This window comes from Deltaproteobacteria bacterium (assembly GCA_026388545.1).
In the GTDB taxonomy this organism is placed as follows: domain Bacteria; phylum Desulfobacterota; class Syntrophia; order Syntrophales; family UBA2185; genus JAPLJS01.
The window spans coordinates 1-17313 of the sequence record JAPLJS010000031.1; the positions used below are offsets into that span (position 1 = coordinate 1).

The window sequence follows — 17313 nt, forward strand, 5'->3', positions numbered from 1 at the left end:
CGCGCCGGAAACCCGCTCAACCCCGCCCCGGGAAACGACGCCTTCCCCCGCGGCGTGACCTTGAGCAGGTCTGGCAGCGCGCGCGGGAGCATGAAGCAGAGATCTGGCGGATCATGGTGACGGAAAAACGCACGGTCACCCGGGAGGCCTATCGCCGGCTGGCTGAGGCATTGCCTTCCGAGAGGTTGACTACGTCGTAAAAAAGCGAAAAACTCTTTACAAAACCAGTTGATAATCTGTTGAATTGAGACTTGACAGACTTATACCTACAACTAAACGGAGTCCGAGAATTTACATTCCGTTTATTACCAATAGAAATATGCGATAGCCACTCCCCGAATTTCACCACCCGCTTCTGGTGGCAGGAAGGGCGGAAGTGACGCCGCTTGCAGGAAAAAACCAGAAGATACTCACGTGTGCCCTTCAGGGTATGGCCGCAGTGACCGCATTCAACCTCGCATGTCGGATTGCAGCAACTCCTGCTACAGTATCAATGAGTTTCATAATAAGCCAACCATGGACATTCCCCGCAATATTTGTATCCTGAAGACACATCAGTTGGAACATGATGACACTTGTTTCTTTAACTCTTTTTTCTTTTATATTTTTCCTCCATAGTCACTTCTGAAGAAGAATTATAAAATTAATACTTACTTTGAAAAGGTTTGAGTTATGAGTCAATGTTAAAGTAGTATCAGATAAGGAGCAGTTAGATATAACAATTACATGTTTAATAGTGAAGCGATCGTATGAAAAAGAAGCAATATATTAGTCTGCAGGTCATGGTTTTTTCTCTGGTATGGGCGGCATTCACAACTATTTACATCACCCAGCCAGTACTCCCTGTATTGCAGGTTGAGTTCGGGGTTAATGAGAGCATGGCTTCTCTCTCCATCTCAGCGGTGGTCTTGGGAATCGCCTTGGCCAACCTGCCGTTTGGGATATTAGCTGACCGTTTTCCCATACGGCCCATAATTTTGACAGGTGGTTTGGTGATCAGTGCTTGTGGCCTTTTCTGTGCTATTACGACTAACTTGCTGTCGCTTGTATTAGCAAGGTTTGTTCAGGGGCTTTTCATCCCGTCTCTTACGACGTGTCTGGCTGCATATCTCGCGAGGAGTTTACCCATGGACCGACTGAATGTAGTGATGGGGACTTATGTTTCAGCTACGGTTGCAGGGGGCCTGAGCGGTCGGCTATTGGGAGGATGGATTCATCCTCCATTGCACTGGCGCTATGCCTTTTTGAGTGCATCTGTTTTCCTGCTGATAGTAACCTTTGCTGCGGCCCATTGGTTAAAGGATGATGAAAAAAATATTGAACCTGATACAGTTCAGAGCATGGGATTCATGGCGTTGCTCTCCCGCGGAGACATGCTCCGTATTTACTTCGTTGCTTTCGGGGCTTTCTTTGTCTTTTCATCTATATTCAATTACCTCCCGTTTTACCTCACCGGGCCGCCGTTCAATGCTTCAACCAATACAATAACAATGCTCTACCTCTCCTATATTGTCGGAATAGTTGTAAGTCCGGCAGCAGGAGAACTAAGCAATCGAATAGGCAATGGGGCCTCCATGGTACTGGGATCACTGGTCTTATCTCTGGCGATTATGGCCACTCTCATCAACTCATTGGTGGTCGTGGCAATAAGTTTAATGGGCGTCTGTGCCGGATTCTTCACCATTCACAGCGCCGCAGCCGGTTCACTCAACCGAAAACTCACCTCAAACCGAGGCCATGCCAATTCCCTTTATATTTTGTTCTATTACATAGGAGGTTATGTTGGGATTACCGCAAGTGGTTTTGTCTACGGATACAAAGGCTGGACAGGGGTTGCTGTTCTGGGGATCACAATTCTCTTGCTGCCATTAACCGCAGGGATTGTTGAAATGCGTCACACCACGAAAGACCATCAAAGCTGAGATGCATCCCTTACCCTGCTTTCACAACTTAAACGTAATCAGGATTTTCGACATTGAAAATCATGTAATCCCCGCTGGGTTCAAACCGCGGATGGGATTTCCGGCGGCCTTGGCGGCAGACGCGTCTTCTACACGCGGGAATAGGTGATACTGTCTTTTTCAAACTCCATGATGATTTCGTCAGTCAGAGAAGGACGGATTTTCGGCATAATTTCAAAAATAGTTTCCGTAGTTACCCGATAATCCTGCTTCATGGCAAGTTCCTTTTCAAAGGCAACCTGTGCAACTTGCTGGAAGAGATATTCCATATCAGCCGGTGTAAACCGGGAAGTCATCTTTATGATACGGTCAAGATCGATCTCTCCTGTATTTAGTTTGGAGAGGAAGTATTCCAAAATAGTTTTTCTCTCATCTTCGTTCAAACCTCCCACCGGAATAATACAATCGAATCTTCCCGGGCGAAGCAGTGCGGCATCGAGTTGCCTGATATAATTCGTAGCGCAAATAAGGAGTATATTGTTCCCCTGGTTTTTAAGCAGCGGCACCTGCTTGAGAAATTCATTGGTAATAGACTTATCAACCCGGCTCGCCTCGTCACGACTGCCCGCAATCTCTTCAAACTCATCGATAAAGATGACCGCTTCTTCCAGGTTTCGTGCCTTTTCCATTATTGTGCGCAGGTTGGCGCCCACCCTTTCATTTCCGTCAACCATCAGCATGCTGGGAGCAATTTCAATGAACCACCAGGAAAGGACCCCTGCTATTGCTTTGGCAAAGTGAGTTTTCCCCGTACCGGGAGGTCCAAAAAAAATAATAGTCTTGGGCGGAATAACCCCATGCTTTTTCGAAAGATCTCGCTCTGTCAACGGAAGGATGATTTTCCTCTGAACTAACTGTTTTGGAGGCTGCGAATCGGAGATGGTCTCCCATATCTCTTTTCTGCAGGTCTGAGCCCCCATCTCATTCAGGATGTCCCTCCGTTTATGGGCCAGGTATTCCTCATTAGCTTGCTCTATATTTTCGAGAAAATCGATGCATGCGACCCGCAAGCCCACATCCCGACCGAGCTTTTCAGACATGAGCCATTTATGCTGCAAAATTCTCGGCCATAGGTCAGCGGCAGCATCAGGATCAAATTTTGTGCCGCTTATCTCAAATATTCTACTCACACATAACTCGGGTGTTAATGTCTCTGTTAAGTCTTTGCTCATACTCAAAAGATCTTCAGCCATTTCAACTCACCTTCACGTTCACAATCCTGGAAACAAAAACAAACATTCATCTCCACTTTGTAAGGTCATTATAACCATCATAAAGTCGAATTAGGATTATTGTATAGAGCCCCTTATGTAGTGCTTTTGACGTTGTCCTCCATCAGTCTCGGTTCAGCTATATCTGAGTCTGCGTTCGGAGTGCTCGCTTTTATATTATCCTTCTGTTGCTTGGCCATTATGCGTTTTGAAACCTTATCCATTTGTTTCTGCTGTCTTGCTTTTTCTTTCGCCCCCTGTTTGCCAAAGTTGTACATGGACTTTCCCATTTTTTAGCTCCTATTTTTATCTTTTTTAAAACGTAAAGAATATGCTGAAAATGGAGAGGCGCTCCAAAATAGAATATCTTAATGGAGCGCCTCTTTCTTTAGGTAAGGTTTAATTACCAGGGTTTCACGTTTTCTGCTGCCGGGCCTTTTTTGCCCTGGACAACATCGAAGCTTACAGACTGGCCCTCGGTTAAGGTCTTGAATCCACCGGCTTGAATGGCACTGAAATGGACGAAAACGTCCCCACCATCATTCTTTTCGATAAACCCAAATCCTTTACTTTCGTTAAACCATTTTACTTTACCTTCTGACATAATTAGTATCCTCCTTTCTTAGAATTTACCGAAAGTCGAATTACCAATATGACAGAAATAAAAAAGCCACCAAGACTCTAAAGAACATGGTGGCCACCTTTGCACTTCAAATTGTCATAACTCAACTTTGACTGTACCATACTGACTAAAGACCATTGTACGGCACATGATATGTAGAGATGATACTTTACTATTTACGCAAAGTCAAGGCATATTTCATTATATTTCAATAATTAAGAAACTCCTCCCTTCCACGGGTCTTTTCATCCTCCCCCGGGTTCGTTATCATACACCTGCAAAGGACTCACTATTCTTTAGCGGGTGTCCAGGTCTTGTCGGGATTATATAATTTCATCTCCCGGGCGATCTTCGTCGTGTTCGGTCCAATGTTCTTCTGGTTAACCTTGCCCTGCTGATTGACAATAAAGGTCATCACTCCTGACTTACCCCAGTTTGAGGGAAATGCGACCAAGGCAAAGCCCCCGACCATGTTGCCATTGATTATGTAGTTGTATTTCCCTCCCGGTACATTCTTTCCCTGTCTTGTCAGTATCTTGAAATAGTAGCCGTGAAAAGGCGTCGGTGTCTCTTCCTTGAAGGCGGTCTTTTCCTTCTTATAGCCTTCCATTCTGGCTTTTGCGACGAGCTCACCCAGGGGGCTCACTGATTCGCCCGGCGAGGCCCTCCAGAAGAGACCGTTTCTCTTACCGGGAGCACTCCGAAGTTTTTGCGCATATGCAAATATCCCGTCGCCGTCCCAGTCCTTAAGTGTATACTCGCGCTGAGCCTTGACATACGTGCGGCATACCAGTATGGCTGTTAATTCGTTTTCCCCGATCCGGCGGTTCAGTATCTCTTCTTTGCCTGCTTCGGTGTCAAAGAACCACTGGCCATCCTTTCTTACAATGGGAATCGGAAAGGGCCAGTTTTCGTTGCCTATGTGAAGGAGCACCTTTGAATCACTCTCTTTTACAAGGGTGGTTTTTTCTGCCAGGTGTCTGGCGAGTTCGTCAAATTCAGCGGCGTCCTGCACCTTGTCACCTGAATGAAGGTCTTTTCCGGAGGGCCCGAATATCTGACCAATTGCAGTCTCGTCTTTTGCTTTGACAGCCTCAACCAGGGTTTTCAAGGCTTCTTCAGGAGAGGAAAAGTGTCTCTGCGTCGATGCCCCTGCTACCGGCATGCTCCAGGTAAAGACAACCGCCACAGTTACCAAAAACGCAGCGGTAATAGCCATACCCCGCAACATACAAAATACGGATTTCTCCCGAATTGTCTCCATAGTTTCTTTCCTTTCCTTATTCATTTATTCCCTGTTATAGGAAAACATTTTAAGCAAACCTGAAAATTCTACTGACGCTGCTTGCCCCTGATGTCATCTTTACCTGCAGGAGTACGACCCCTAACGTCACCCTTACCTGCAGGATCCCTGCCTTTGCTTACAGGAGCAGATGGGCGTATCCCCTCACTGCTCTGGCGGCTGTCTTTGCCACGAAGACTCTGTGATCTTGCTTCTTTGTCTCCCCTGTAGCCACCGAAGGTAACTGATGGTGTTCTGGCAGGCTGTAACCTTTCGCGGGCAGGACGGGGCTGAGAGGAATCCTTACCGATACCAGGAGCCGGTGGCAACGGCTGTTTGCTTACACTCGGTACCGGCATTGTAGGCCGCTTGCCAAGGTTTTGAGGGGGTTTCGTTGACGGAGTCGAAACGACACCACGGCTTTCCTTGCCGCGATTACTGAAAGAATGAGTATCACCCCTGGGGCCGAATACCCTTAGCTGAGGCTTGGGCGGTGTTGTAGTACTCCCCCTGATTTCAGGTATGCGTGTATTCCTACCGACGCTGGTGCCACCACCGGGGCGCGATGCCCTGTACCTTTCGGGATCGCCATGTGATGCATTATGCTTCCATTTTTGACTTATATAGGGTCTGCTTCTATTGACATAAACATTCTTTATACGAACATGGGGCCTTGCATGATTGACCCAGCCGGGGCGGTTCCAACCATGATAGATCACATTGTGGTGACCCCAGTCAAAGTCCATCGTCAACCAGCCCCCGATTGCCAGACCGAGGCCAAAAGTAATGAAAGGCAATCTGCCCGGGGCCCATCTCTGGATATAGATAACTGAAGGATCATACCGCGGGACATATATATACTGAGGTTGTGCGGGAACGATCTCGATATAGTCTCCTACGATAACTATAGTTTGCTGACTGGTGCTCTCCAGATTGCCGGCTTCTCTCGCCTGCCACCTGAGACGTTGGATCGACCTTGTTACTTCTTCCGGCTGGTTGAGAAAGGTATCTCCCAGATCTGCTGTCCAATCCATATTCCCCGCCATCATTTTCAGAATGCCCGGATAGTGGGCAATTGCCTTGACGGACTCATCCCAGGTCTGCCCGTCAATACTTGACAGAGTACCGCCGCTATTCAGCCATGCTTCCGCAGCGGCAATTTCTGCCGGATACGTTGAGGCTGGCAGTATCTGGGCCAGCAGAGGGTCGGGGTAGAGAGCAATGGGTGCAAGGAAGTTATCAAGCTCCTGATCCGTGTCTAAGTATGCGGGGGAAGCATTACTCTCTCCGGCCTGAATTGACAGGAGAGCCGAAAGGCACACAACAAAAATAAGCAGAAAGCCTTTTATGCCGATCCTATTCATACTCTCAATTCCTTCCTCTATTTGTTTGGGGATTGCTGGTGGACACCTGCTGCTCCTGTAAAAATTTGAGTCACGTAGACCAGTTGCTCCCGATACTGGTTGAGTTTTTATTCTCCTTTAGCGCCTGTTTTCCCGGCGGTGCCACACTATTTCAACCGTCTACGTCTATTCATATCACTATTCTTTTGGAAAGAACATTAATGATTACAGTTTGGAATTGAAGTGAACTTGTAACCGGTACTTTTTAAAGAATGAGCCGATGAAAGGTGAGGTCCCGTAAGGAAGAAAAAATGCTAAATAGAGCCCCCACTTTCTTGTTTAATTTTTAGGAAATACATATTCACCCGATGTCGTTCTATTTTGCTATGACGATTATTTTTTTCATTACTTTTGCCCTTCAAATCAGGAAGGTAAAACTATTTGTTGTAACAAAATTTTTGATAGAAAGTCCCTTTTGGGTGGGTCAAGTAGATCAGGTTCTCCAGATACAGCAGGTTGCGGTTTGTTTTCTACGTTAACTGCTTAGTTTCCCAACGCTAAAACATTATTTCAACCGTGCATCTTTTGTCCTTAAAGCCACAGAGAACCGGATATCCAGATTTCTTTCATGTCACCCATATCATAATTGCTGCGGAAAGAACACAACTGATTGCCTGAAGAAATCCAGCATCTTCATTGAGGTTGACGATTTGTGGATAACAGGAAATTTGAGTGATGTTTGCCCGTCTTCACTGCGATAGAATGTCTTGACAGAACAGGTGCGATCTCTTAAGTTTGCCAACCATGTGCACCAAGACAACCTCTGAAACTACCACCGGGAAACCCATTCTTGCCCTGGCAGTCATGAGCATCATCTGGGGCTATAACTGGGTAGTCATGAAAGAGGCTCTCCGTTTCTGCGATCCATTTGTATTTGCCGCTATCCGGGTATTCCCGGCTGCCATCTGCCTTTTTGGAATACTTCTTTTGACGAAAAAGGATTGGCGTCCGCGACAGGTGAAATGGACCGTCCTTTTGGGATTACTTTCCACGACACTGGGTCTTGGCCTTCCCATATGGGCCCTCGTGAGCGCCGGGGCGGGAAAAACGGCCATACTCCTTTATACGATGCCGTTCTGGGTTATCCTTCTGGCCTGGCCTATATTGGGCGAGAGGATCAGGGGCCTTGAATGGCTGGCCGTAATTCTCGCATTTGCAGGACTTGCTTTAATGATTGCTGTAGATGCCGTCGGCAAAAACCTCTGGTCGAGTATCCTTGCGGTGATTTCCGGAATATCATGGGCGGGAAGTGCCATTATCACCCGGATAATGAGGCGGGACCCCGACTTCGACGTTGTATCGGTCACGACCTGGCAGATGATTTACGGTGTGGGGCCTCTCATAATTATTGCGATTGTGGTGCCGTCATCTCCTATCCAGTGGACCCCCGTATTCAGTGCCGCCCTGCTCTATAATGTCCTTCTCGTCAGCGTCATCGCATTTCTGCTCTGGTTTTATATACTGGAGAGGATTCCGGCTGGCATGGCAACGATGGGAACGCTCGTTACTCCGGTACTTGCCATTGTCTTAGCCGCCATTCAACTCGGCGAAATACCGTCTTCACGTGAGGCTCTTGGCATTTTTTTAATCCTATCAGGAATAGGTCTCCTCGGCGCCATAGCTTTCCTGAGAACCCGCCGGCAAGAATAACGGATGGGGCTTATGGATGCTTTTATCTACGCCCACGAAGAACGCGTTTTTCATTTTATGCTATAACTTTATAAACATTATGATTTAATTGTTTTTCTGTCCTAAATTATTGACCGTCAAACACTTATTAGTTATTATACAACCAGAATCTGAATAAGAATAAAATTTATGTAAGCAATTAAATAATGCATCTCTGATATATATTTGATTACTATGAGCAATTCAGTTAGTATTTAACACTTAAGAGGTATACTTATAATGGAACGCGGAAGCGCCATAGACAAGCACGGTAGAATGTGGAAAGCCAGAGTTGTGTCTATGGCTGAGGCCGAAAAGGACCAGAAATAAAGGTAAATAAAAAAAGATGAAAGATTTATTCACTTTGGGAAAAGAAATTCTGGCATCGCAGCCCTTTAGCGTTTTGATCGGCGCTGAACTGCTCAGTTTCTCTCAAGGATATGCAGAACTGAAGATTCCAATCCGGCCTGAACTGAAACAACAGCACGGTTTTGTACACGGAGGGGTCATAAGCTACGCCGTGGATAATACACTTACGTTCGCAGGGGGAAGTGTTCTGGGAACAAGCGTCACAACTTCAGAGTTTAAGATTAACTATCTGAGGCCTGCCATTGGTGACTTCCTGTTTGCAAGAGCTACGGTTATCCACGCCGGCAAGAGCCAGGCCGTTTGCCGGTGCGATGTGTTCGTATCTAAAGATGGCAAAGAGAGCCTCTGTGCAACCTCTCAGGGCACAATCACAATACTCGGCCAGTCTTCAAACACGAAGGCATAACATTCCGCTGGCGGTTACAAACCAGAGCAACACCCCTTCCCTGCCTTTTCCTTGACATACCAGGCATGTTCTCCTATAGTTCCCGACGTTATTCTGACATTCATTATTAAGAGGCCGCTCCTGTCTTTGCAGGAACGGCCTCTGGATTCCCGCCTCCGCGGGAATGACAGGGGAGCATTAAAGGGATTTCAAAGATGTCCAAGCCGAAAATTGTCTTCATGGGAACGCCGGAATTCGCCGTTCCATCACTTGAGAGCCTGCTCAGGCATGATTATCCGATTGTCGGTGTCGTAACCCAGCCGGACAGACCAAAGGGCAGAGGACAACATCTGCTCCCCTCTCCCGTAAAGGTATTCGCCCAAAGCCATCACCTCCCGGTCTTGCAGCCGGAACGGGTACGAAACAGCGAATTCATAGAGTTATTCCGGCAGCTTGCCCCTGATTTAGTTGTCGTCGCGGCCTTTGGCCAGAAACTTCCCGGGGAGATTCTTCAGACCCCGAAAATGGGATGCATTAATGTACATCCGTCTCTGTTGCCGAAATATAGAGGCGCGGCGCCGATCAACTGGACACTTATCCGGGGAGAAACGAAGACTGGTGTAACCATCATGATGATTGATGAGGGTTTGGATACAGGCGATATTCTCACACAGCAAGAAACGATGATCGATCCGGACGAAACGTTTGGCGAGCTCCATGACAGGTTGGCAGATATAGGGGCTTCTCTCCTCCTCAAGACCATAGAGATGATCCTGAGCGGTACGGTCAAACAGTCACCCCAGGATGCATCCGGCGCCACATACGCGCCACGGCTGAAAAAGGAAGATGGTCTCATCCGGTGGGACGCCGATATCCATCAAACTGTCAACCTCATCAGGGGACTCTCGCCCGCGCCCTGTGCGTATACCTTCTTCAAGGGAAAGATGTTGAAAATATTCTCCGCACAGGGAGAAGAAATCCCCGTTACGGAAACCCCGGGAACAGTCGGCAGGGAAACGGAAAAAGGCCTCCCGCTTGCAGCAAAGGACGGATATGTCTATTTGAAGGGAATCCAACTGGAAAACAAAAAGAGGATGTCCGTCCACGATTTCCTGAGAGGCTTCCATATATCGCCGGGGGATACCCTGGGTTGAGAACAACGATGAAGAAAACGCCGCGCCACATCGCCGTTGAAATTTTGAATCGCGTAGAGGAGCATGGCGCATTTGCAGAACCCCTTCTGGATGCCTATCTTTCGGGAGCTCTCCTCACTAATATCCACGACCGAAGATTAATCACCCAGATCGTCTATGGCACCCTGAGGATGAGGGGACGTCTTGACTGGATTATCGATTACCTCTACAGGGGAAACTTCATTTCAATGGACGTGGGTATAAAAAACATACTGCGGACGGGCCTCTACCAGTTTCTGTTTACCGAAAGGATACCGGATTTTGCCATTGTCGACGAAGCCGTTGAGATAACGAAAATATTACACCCGGCGCGATCAGGGCTGGTAAACGCCATTCTGAGAAACGCCATCAGGAAGAAAGATGACATCGTTTATCCGGAGATTGGAAAAGATCCGTCACTTCATATCTCAATTGTCCATTCGCACCCGTTGTGGATGGTAAAAAAGTGGATCACAATATTTGGAGTTGAAGAAACTGCTGCGCTCTGCAGCGCAAACAACGAAATCCCCCCCACTGCCCTGCGGGTAAACACCCTGAAAACAACCCGGGAAAGGACAATGGAAGAACTACTGCTTAATGGTTTTGACGTTAAGGTAACCGCCTATTCTCCCGACGGTCTCATTCTGTCCAATCCGGGAATGTCTATCAGAGAAACGACCTGTTATACATCCGGGCATATCCAGGTTCAGGATGAGGCGTCACAGTTGATTGCCCGCCTCGCCGATCCGAAACCGGGAGAGAATATCCTTGATATCTGTGCCGGTGTGGGAGGAAAGACGACCCATCTTGCCGAAGTTATGAATAATAGTGGCAGCATTACAGCCATTGACATCAGTGAGAAAAAGATCGAAGCCCTGAGGAAAAACGCAACGAGACTCGGTGTCACAATCGTGGACACCCAGGTGGGAGATGCCAGAGAAAAACCGGGGAAAGCATTCTCCGAAAGGTTCGACAAAATAATCGTTGATGCGCCATGCTCAGGCCTCGGTACACTGAGGAGGAATCCCGAAATAAAATGGCGCACCACACCGGAAGACCTGAAAAAATGTGCCGTTCTGCAAAAAGCATTAATGGAGAGCGCTGCCCTTTACTTGAAAAAGGGTGGCTTTCTCATTTATAGTACCTGCACCATTATGCCGGAGGAAAACGAAGAAGTAATCAAAGATTTTATTACCCATCACCCGGATTTTATGATTACCCATCCGCTGAATACGATAAATTCCCGCCTGGTTGATAACCGGGGGTATTTCAGGAGCTATCCTCATCGGCACGGGACGGACGGTTTCTTCGGGGCGGTGCTCGTTAAGAAAATTAGTAAGGGATTAACCCCGTAATGACCGGTAAGAGCTTTTAATGGAGGCAGAAGATGAAAAGAATTTTCATTTTGGTCACTATTCTCCTTGTAATAGGTTGTGCTTCCCATGGTCCTGTTCTCTATCCCAACGAACACCTTAAAATGGTCGGGAAGGAACAGGCACAAAGGGACATTGAGGAGTGTGATCGCCTTGCTGCCGAATATGTGAAATCAGACGCCGGTAAGGCAGTGGCAAAAAACACTGTTGCGGGTGGGGCGGCGGGCGCTGTAATTGGAGGCGCGGGAGGAGCTGCTACCGGCAGCCTGAAGAGGGGATCGGCTGTAGGAGCAGCTACAGGCGCGGCGGTCGGTCTCGTCAGAGGGGTCTCAAAGGCATCCCAACCGAGCCCAATCCACAAGAAATTTGTGGAGCGATGCCTTAGAGAACGTGGATATGATCCCTTAGGATGGGAATAGAGGCAAGCACTGTCAGCTCTGAATTTCATTGACTATCAAAACGCAAACATGATAGGTGGGCTTCGGGACGGGAGGAGATGAGCATGTTTCTCAAGCAGATGCAGGTTAGTCAGATGGCGGTATTTGCCTACATCGTAGGCGACCCGGAAAGCGGTGAAGGTCTGGTCGTAGATCCAGCGGCCAATGTTGCCGGCATCATTTCGGAAGCGAAAAAAAACAACGTAAACATCAAATATATTGTGAATACCCACGGCCATGTGGATCATATAGCAGGCAATACGGAAATGAAAACCAAAACAGGGGCGCAGATTATCATTCACAGAGATGATGCCGACATGCTTGTGTCAACTCCGCCTATGGTCTTCAGGATGTTCGGAGCAAAGCAATCCCCGCCCGCTGATATCATCGTAAATGACGGTGATTTTATAACTGTGGGAAACGTCTCACTGAAGGTCATTCACACTCCCGGGCATTCCCCCGGGGGCATGTCCCTCTATATCAAAGGGTATGTTTTCACGGGAGACACTCTTTTTGTCGAGGCGGTGGGAAGAAGCGACCTTCCGGGAGGGTCATGGCCGGTGATGCACCGTTCCATTATGGATAAGCTCTGCACACTGCCCGATGATACCAAAGTGATGCCGGGGCACAACTACGGGAGAACGCCAACGTCCACAATAGGTCATGAAAAGAAGTATAATCCCTATCTGCAATAAAAAACCAGGTTATGCATGATGAACAATAAAGGTATAAGTACAACTGATTTAAAAGGATTGAAACTGTTCAATAAAGGAAAGGTTCGTGATGTTTACGAAGTTGATAATTACCTCCTTATTATTGCAACAGACAGGATATCTGCTTTTGATGTTATCATGCCGAATCCCATTCCGGGCAAGGGGGAAATCCTTACGAGGATGTCGGTCTTCTGGTTTAACAGGATGAAAGATATTGTAGAAAACCATCTCGTATCAACAAATCCTCTCGATTTCCCCGAAGAATGCAGTCCCTTCATGAAGGAACTTAAGGGGAGAAGCATGCTCGTGAAAAAAGCGGAGCCCCTTCCTATAGAATGCGTTGTGCGTGGATACCTGAGTGGCTCAGGCTGGAAGGACTATCTTCATAGTAAAACGATTTCCGGCATTAAACTTCCCGGTGGATTAAAAGAATCATCAAAGCTTTCTGACCCTCTGTTTACACCTTCCACCAAGGCCCCGTCAGGTGAGCATGACATGGCAATCACAAGAAAAGAAATGGAAAACATCATTGGTCCTGAACGTACTGAAAATATTATTGAAATAAGCCTTGCCATATATAACAGGGCATCGAAAACAGCCGAAGAGGCGGGTATCATTATAGCGGACACCAAGATGGAATTTGGTATTATCGAAGACCAACTGATCCTGATTGATGAATTATTGACGCCGGATTCATCAAGATTCTGGCCCAGAGAGGATTACGAAGCAGGAAGACCCCAAAAGAGTTTTGACAAACAGTTCCTGAGGGATTATCTCATATCACTCAAATGGAACCAAAAACCGCCCGCCCCTGAGCTTCCTAAGGAGATTATCGAAAAAACAAGGGCAAAGTATGAGGAAGCACTCAATCGACTCGTCAAATAAACATATCGTTCCATCTTGACATAGCAAAAAATGTTATTATGTTAGACAAACTTTACATTTGTTGCGCCCGTCGGTTTAAGAATGTTGAAAAAGTTGCCCAAATACTTAGATATACAATACATTCTCTACATAGAGCACCGATCAAAAAGCGATCTTATATTGCGTGGGGATATGTTCCTTTGCCCTTTATGCCGTTAAGAAGGTTAATAACAGCACCATGATCGAACGAACGAAGGAAATAATCAAATCGAAGGAAAACGATACGACTGCATGATAAAACGTTGTTATTATGAATGCCTCGGAGTCGAGCGAAACGCCGCGGAAGAGGAAATAAAGAAAAATTATAGAAAACTCGCAATGCAGTACCATCCGGACAGAAACCCGGGCGATAAAGAAGCCGAGGAAACGTTCAAAGAGGCGGCCGAGGCATACGAGGTCTTAAGCGATAGAGAAAAGAGAGAAATTTATGACCGCTACGGTCATGAAGGACTCAATGGAATAGGATTCAGAGGCTTTTCCGGCTTTGAAGATATTTTTTCAAGTTTCAGTGATATCTTCGAAGATGTCTTCGGATTCGGCACAGGACGATCAAGGACAAGAGCAGCACAAAGATCGGGCGCTGATCTCCGGTATGATCTTAAAATATCATTCATGGATGCCGCCTTTGGCGCCTCAACCGATATCGAGATTACAAAATCCGAAAGATGCCATGAATGCCGGGGTGTGGGTGCGGCACCGGGAACAGCACCGGAGACATGCCGCCAATGTTCCGGCAGGGGTCAGGTTACACAATCAAGCGGTTTCTTCACCATCAGTACTACATGCCCCCAGTGCAGGGGTCAGGGTAGAGTCATTACCAAACCGTGCACGAATTGCAGAGGTTCAGGCAGGGCAGGAGTTACAAAAAATGTCCATCTGAAGATACCCGCCGGTGTCGAAACAGGTTCACGGTTGAGACTTCGCGGAGAAGGCGAAGAGGGAGAATATGGCGGACAGAGTGGTGATCTCTATGTTTTCATCCATGTAGAGCCGCATGAATTTTTTGAAAGAAAAGATAACAATATATACTGCCAGATTCCCATTTCATTTGTCCAGGCATCGCTGGGAGCCACCCTTGAGGTACCGACTTTAAACGGCACAGAAAAGCTCAAGATTCCAAGAGGAACCCAGAACGGCTCCATGTTCCGCCTGAAAGGAAAAGGTATCCACCACTTGCAAGGATTCGGACGCGGTGACCAGGTTATTGAAACTATAGTCAAGACACCCACGAATCTGAATAAAAAACAGGAAGAACTTCTCAGAGAATTTGCCAAATTGAGCGGTGAGCCATGATCACTGAAGTAAGTAAATTGGCAATTTAAAAAACGCTTCAATAAAGCACACCATACACCCTCCCTGAATAGCCCAACCCAAACAAAATTCCCAACAAGAAAAAATGGACAATTGGAAAAACATCATTTATATATGAGCACCTGTTGCCGTTTGAATGTATCGTCATTCATTGGAGAGATATATAAATGAGTAAAAGCCTCACATTCACGGAGGTTCCCTCCGAAAAACTGAGATGGACTTGTGATTCGGACTCACTCGGTTTTGAGAATACCGGAGAGTGTGAACAAATAAAAGGCATTATAGGTCAGGAAAGGGCTCTGGCAGCCATCCGTATGGGCCTTGAAATAAAGAGCCCCGGTTACAATATATATGCTTCCGGATTGACCGGGACAGGGAAAACGTCAACGATCAAGGCTCTCCTGAGCCAGCTCGATATAAAAAAGCCCCCCCCCGATGACATCTGCTATGTCCATAACTTTAAAGACCCCGATATGCCGAGATATCTTACAATCCCGGCGGGGATGGGCAAAAAGTTTCAGGAAGATATGGATGATCTCGTGATTTTTTTAAAAAATGAGATCCCCAAATTTTTAGAAAGTGATGATTTCAAGAAGTCCTCTGAAGAGATCATCAATACCTACAGGGCGAAACAGAAAGAAATAATCAAGGCTTTCCATGAAAGGCTTCAGGAGGAACATCTCCAGCTTGTCCAATTTCAAATAGGCCCGTACACAAAACAGGACATCGTACCTGTTTTTGAAGGAAAACCTGTTCCCCTCGAACAGATTGAAGTGCTTGCGGATCAAGATAAGTTTGATAAGGATGAGTTGCAAAGCATAAAAAAGAACATTGAACAGTCCAGAATCGATTTTGATGCCCTTATGCGGCAAACACGTGAGCTGGAAAAAGAAATCCAGAAGGGAGTCGGGGCTCTGGAGTATAAGTACGGACTCCCGGTTGTCAGCGGGATTATTTCCGATATCCGTATAAAGTATGCCGAGAATAATGAAAAGATTAACGGATATTTAAATGACGTTCAGGAGCATATCCTTTCCAATCTAAAAACCTTTAAAGAGCGCGAGGAAGAGCAACAACCCGCCTCGTATGTCGGTCCCGGCATACCATACCAGATAAAGCAATTCCTTGAATATAAGGTTAACGTTCTCGTCGATAACTCCCATACTGAAAAAGTCCCCGTAATCATAGAAACGACGCCAACCTATAAAAATCTCTTCGGTACCATAGAAAGAGACATCGAAAGAATGGGGGTCTGGAGCACTGACTTTACCCGTATAAAGGCCGGTTCACTTCTACGAGCAAACGGTGGATATATCGTCTTTGATGCCTTGGACGCGCTTATTGAGCCCGGTGTATGGGAATTCCTCAAAAGAACCCTGAAAAACAGGCTCCTGACCATGCAAAACTTTGATCCCTATAGTATCATTCCCACTGCGATGAAACCGGAGCCTATCCCCGTTTTCGTTAAGGTTATTATAATAGGAGATGATTATCTCTACAATCGACTCTATAACTTAGTGGAGGATTTCAAAAAGATATTCAAGATTAAAGCTCCCTTCGATACAGAAATGCCAAATAGCAGAGAAAATATAATGGCATATGTCAGCTTTATTAAAAAGATCACCGAAGAGGAAAACCTTTTACCGTTTGATAAAAAAGCCGTTGCTGCGGTGATTGAGTATGGAGTACGCCTTGCCGGCCATCAAAAAAAGATATCCACCCGTTTCAGCGATGTTGCCGACCTGATCAGGGAAGCAAGTTTCTGGGCGCAAAAAGACGGCAGTCGGATTGTCACGGAAATGCATGCGGACAAGGCTTACGACGAAAAAGTCAGACGGGTAAGTCTCTTGGAAGACAAGATTCTGGAATTAATCGAGGACGGCACCATAATGATCGACACGGAAGGTAAAGCGGTCGGTCAGGTAAATGGATTATCTGTTTATGACATTGGAGATTATGCATTTGGCAAACCCTCAAAAATAACGGCACAAACGTCCGTCGGAAGATCCGGTGTTATTAACATCGAAAGAGAAGCAAAACTTTCCGGTAAAACTCATGACAAGGGCGTCCTCATCCTCGAAGGTTACTTTAGAGGCAAATATGCCCAAGATAAAAACTTAGCTATGTCAGCAAGTATCTGTTTCGAGCAGTCTTATGGAGAAATTGACGGAGACAGTGCATCGTCGTCTGAGGTTTATGCCATCCTTTCAAGTTTAGCAGCTATGCCCATAAGACAGGATATTGCCGTAACAGGTTCCGTCAATCAGAAGGGAGAAATCCAGCCCATAGGCGGGGTGAATCCCAAGATTGAAGGGTTTTATGATGTATGCAAGGCAAAGGGATTAACCGGAACTCAAGGGGTTATTATCCCAGCCTTGAATGTTAAAGATCTAATGCTAAGAAAGGATGTAGTAACGTCTGTAGCCGAAAACAATTTTCATATCTATCCCGTGAGTACCATTGATGAAGGCATTACCATTCT

16 protein-coding genes are annotated in these 17313 nt (G+C 46.6%); 11 read left to right on the forward strand and 5 right to left on the reverse strand.

What is annotated here, in order from left to right:
• Together NTW12_03365 and NTW12_03370 are read left to right on the forward strand one after the other, a co-directional pair.
• On the forward strand, positions 1-200 hold a 200-nt coding region (locus NTW12_03365; GenBank protein MCX5845383.1), incomplete at its 5' end, for a hypothetical protein.
• Positions 201-749: 549 nt separating this feature from the next.
• Positions 750-1922, forward strand: a complete 1173-nt coding sequence (locus NTW12_03370; GenBank protein MCX5845384.1) for an MFS transporter — start codon at positions 750-752, stop codon at positions 1920-1922.
• 128 nt (positions 1923-2050) lie between these two features.
• Here NTW12_03370 and NTW12_03375 read toward each other — a convergent pair whose 3' ends face one another.
• From NTW12_03375 to NTW12_03395, 5 genes are all read right to left on the reverse strand, one after another.
• A complete protein-coding gene (locus tag NTW12_03375) occupies positions 2051-3154 on the reverse strand; it encodes an AAA family ATPase (GenBank protein ID MCX5845385.1) in 1104 nt (367 codons plus the stop codon).
• Between the two features lie 113 nt (positions 3155-3267).
• Positions 3268-3462 (reverse strand): hypothetical protein, encoded by a 195-nt coding sequence (locus tag NTW12_03380; GenBank protein ID MCX5845386.1) that lies wholly within the window; start codon positions 3460-3462, stop codon positions 3268-3270.
• Positions 3463-3575: 113 nt separating this feature from the next.
• On the reverse strand, positions 3576-3776 hold the full coding sequence (locus tag NTW12_03385; GenBank protein ID MCX5845387.1) for a cold-shock protein: 201 nt from the start codon (positions 3774-3776) through the stop codon (positions 3576-3578).
• A gap of 307 nt (positions 3777-4083) precedes the next feature.
• Complete coding sequence (locus NTW12_03390) at positions 4084-5058, reverse strand: DUF2950 domain-containing protein (protein ID MCX5845388.1); 975 nt, start codon at positions 5056-5058, stop codon at positions 4084-4086.
• Positions 5059-5126: 68 nt separating this feature from the next.
• Positions 5127-6440, reverse strand: a complete 1314-nt coding sequence (locus tag NTW12_03395) for a DUF3300 domain-containing protein (GenBank protein MCX5845389.1) — start codon at positions 6438-6440, stop codon at positions 5127-5129.
• 783 nt (positions 6441-7223) lie between these two features.
• Between NTW12_03395 and NTW12_03400 the strand changes: the two genes are divergently transcribed.
• The 9 genes from NTW12_03400 to NTW12_03440 form a co-directional block, all read left to right on the forward strand.
• Positions 7224-8129, forward strand: coding sequence for a DMT family transporter (locus tag NTW12_03400; GenBank protein ID MCX5845390.1), 906 nt, complete (start codon positions 7224-7226; stop codon positions 8127-8129).
• 364 nt (positions 8130-8493) lie between these two features.
• Positions 8494-8922 (forward strand): PaaI family thioesterase, encoded by a 429-nt coding sequence (locus NTW12_03405; GenBank protein MCX5845391.1) that lies wholly within the window; start codon positions 8494-8496, stop codon positions 8920-8922.
• A 194-nt stretch (positions 8923-9116) separates the two neighbouring features.
• Positions 9117-10055 (forward strand): methionyl-tRNA formyltransferase, encoded by a 939-nt coding sequence (fmt, locus tag NTW12_03410; protein ID MCX5845392.1) that lies wholly within the window; start codon positions 9117-9119, stop codon positions 10053-10055.
• A gap of 8 nt (positions 10056-10063) precedes the next feature.
• A complete protein-coding gene (gene rsmB / locus NTW12_03415; GenBank protein ID MCX5845393.1) occupies positions 10064-11428 on the forward strand; it encodes a 16S rRNA (cytosine(967)-C(5))-methyltransferase RsmB in 1365 nt (454 codons plus the stop codon).
• A 32-nt stretch (positions 11429-11460) separates the two neighbouring features.
• Positions 11461-11865 (forward strand): cell envelope biogenesis protein OmpA, encoded by a 405-nt coding sequence (locus NTW12_03420; GenBank protein MCX5845394.1) that lies wholly within the window; start codon positions 11461-11463, stop codon positions 11863-11865.
• Positions 11866-11948: 83 nt separating this feature from the next.
• Positions 11949-12578 carry an MBL fold metallo-hydrolase gene (locus NTW12_03425; GenBank protein ID MCX5845395.1) on the forward strand — a complete coding sequence of 210 codons (630 nt, stop codon included), beginning with the start codon at positions 11949-11951 and terminating at the stop codon, positions 12576-12578.
• An 18-nt stretch (positions 12579-12596) separates the two neighbouring features.
• Entirely contained in the window at positions 12597-13481 is an 885-nt protein-coding gene (locus NTW12_03430; GenBank protein ID MCX5845396.1) for a phosphoribosylaminoimidazolesuccinocarboxamide synthase, read from the forward strand.
• A 270-nt stretch (positions 13482-13751) separates the two neighbouring features.
• Entirely contained in the window at positions 13752-14813 is a 1062-nt protein-coding gene (gene dnaJ, locus NTW12_03435; protein ID MCX5845397.1) for a molecular chaperone DnaJ, read from the forward strand.
• Positions 14814-14998: 185 nt separating this feature from the next.
• Positions 14999-17313 (forward strand): ATP-binding protein (locus tag NTW12_03440; protein ID MCX5845398.1); only part of this gene is annotated, 2315 nt, incomplete at its 3' end.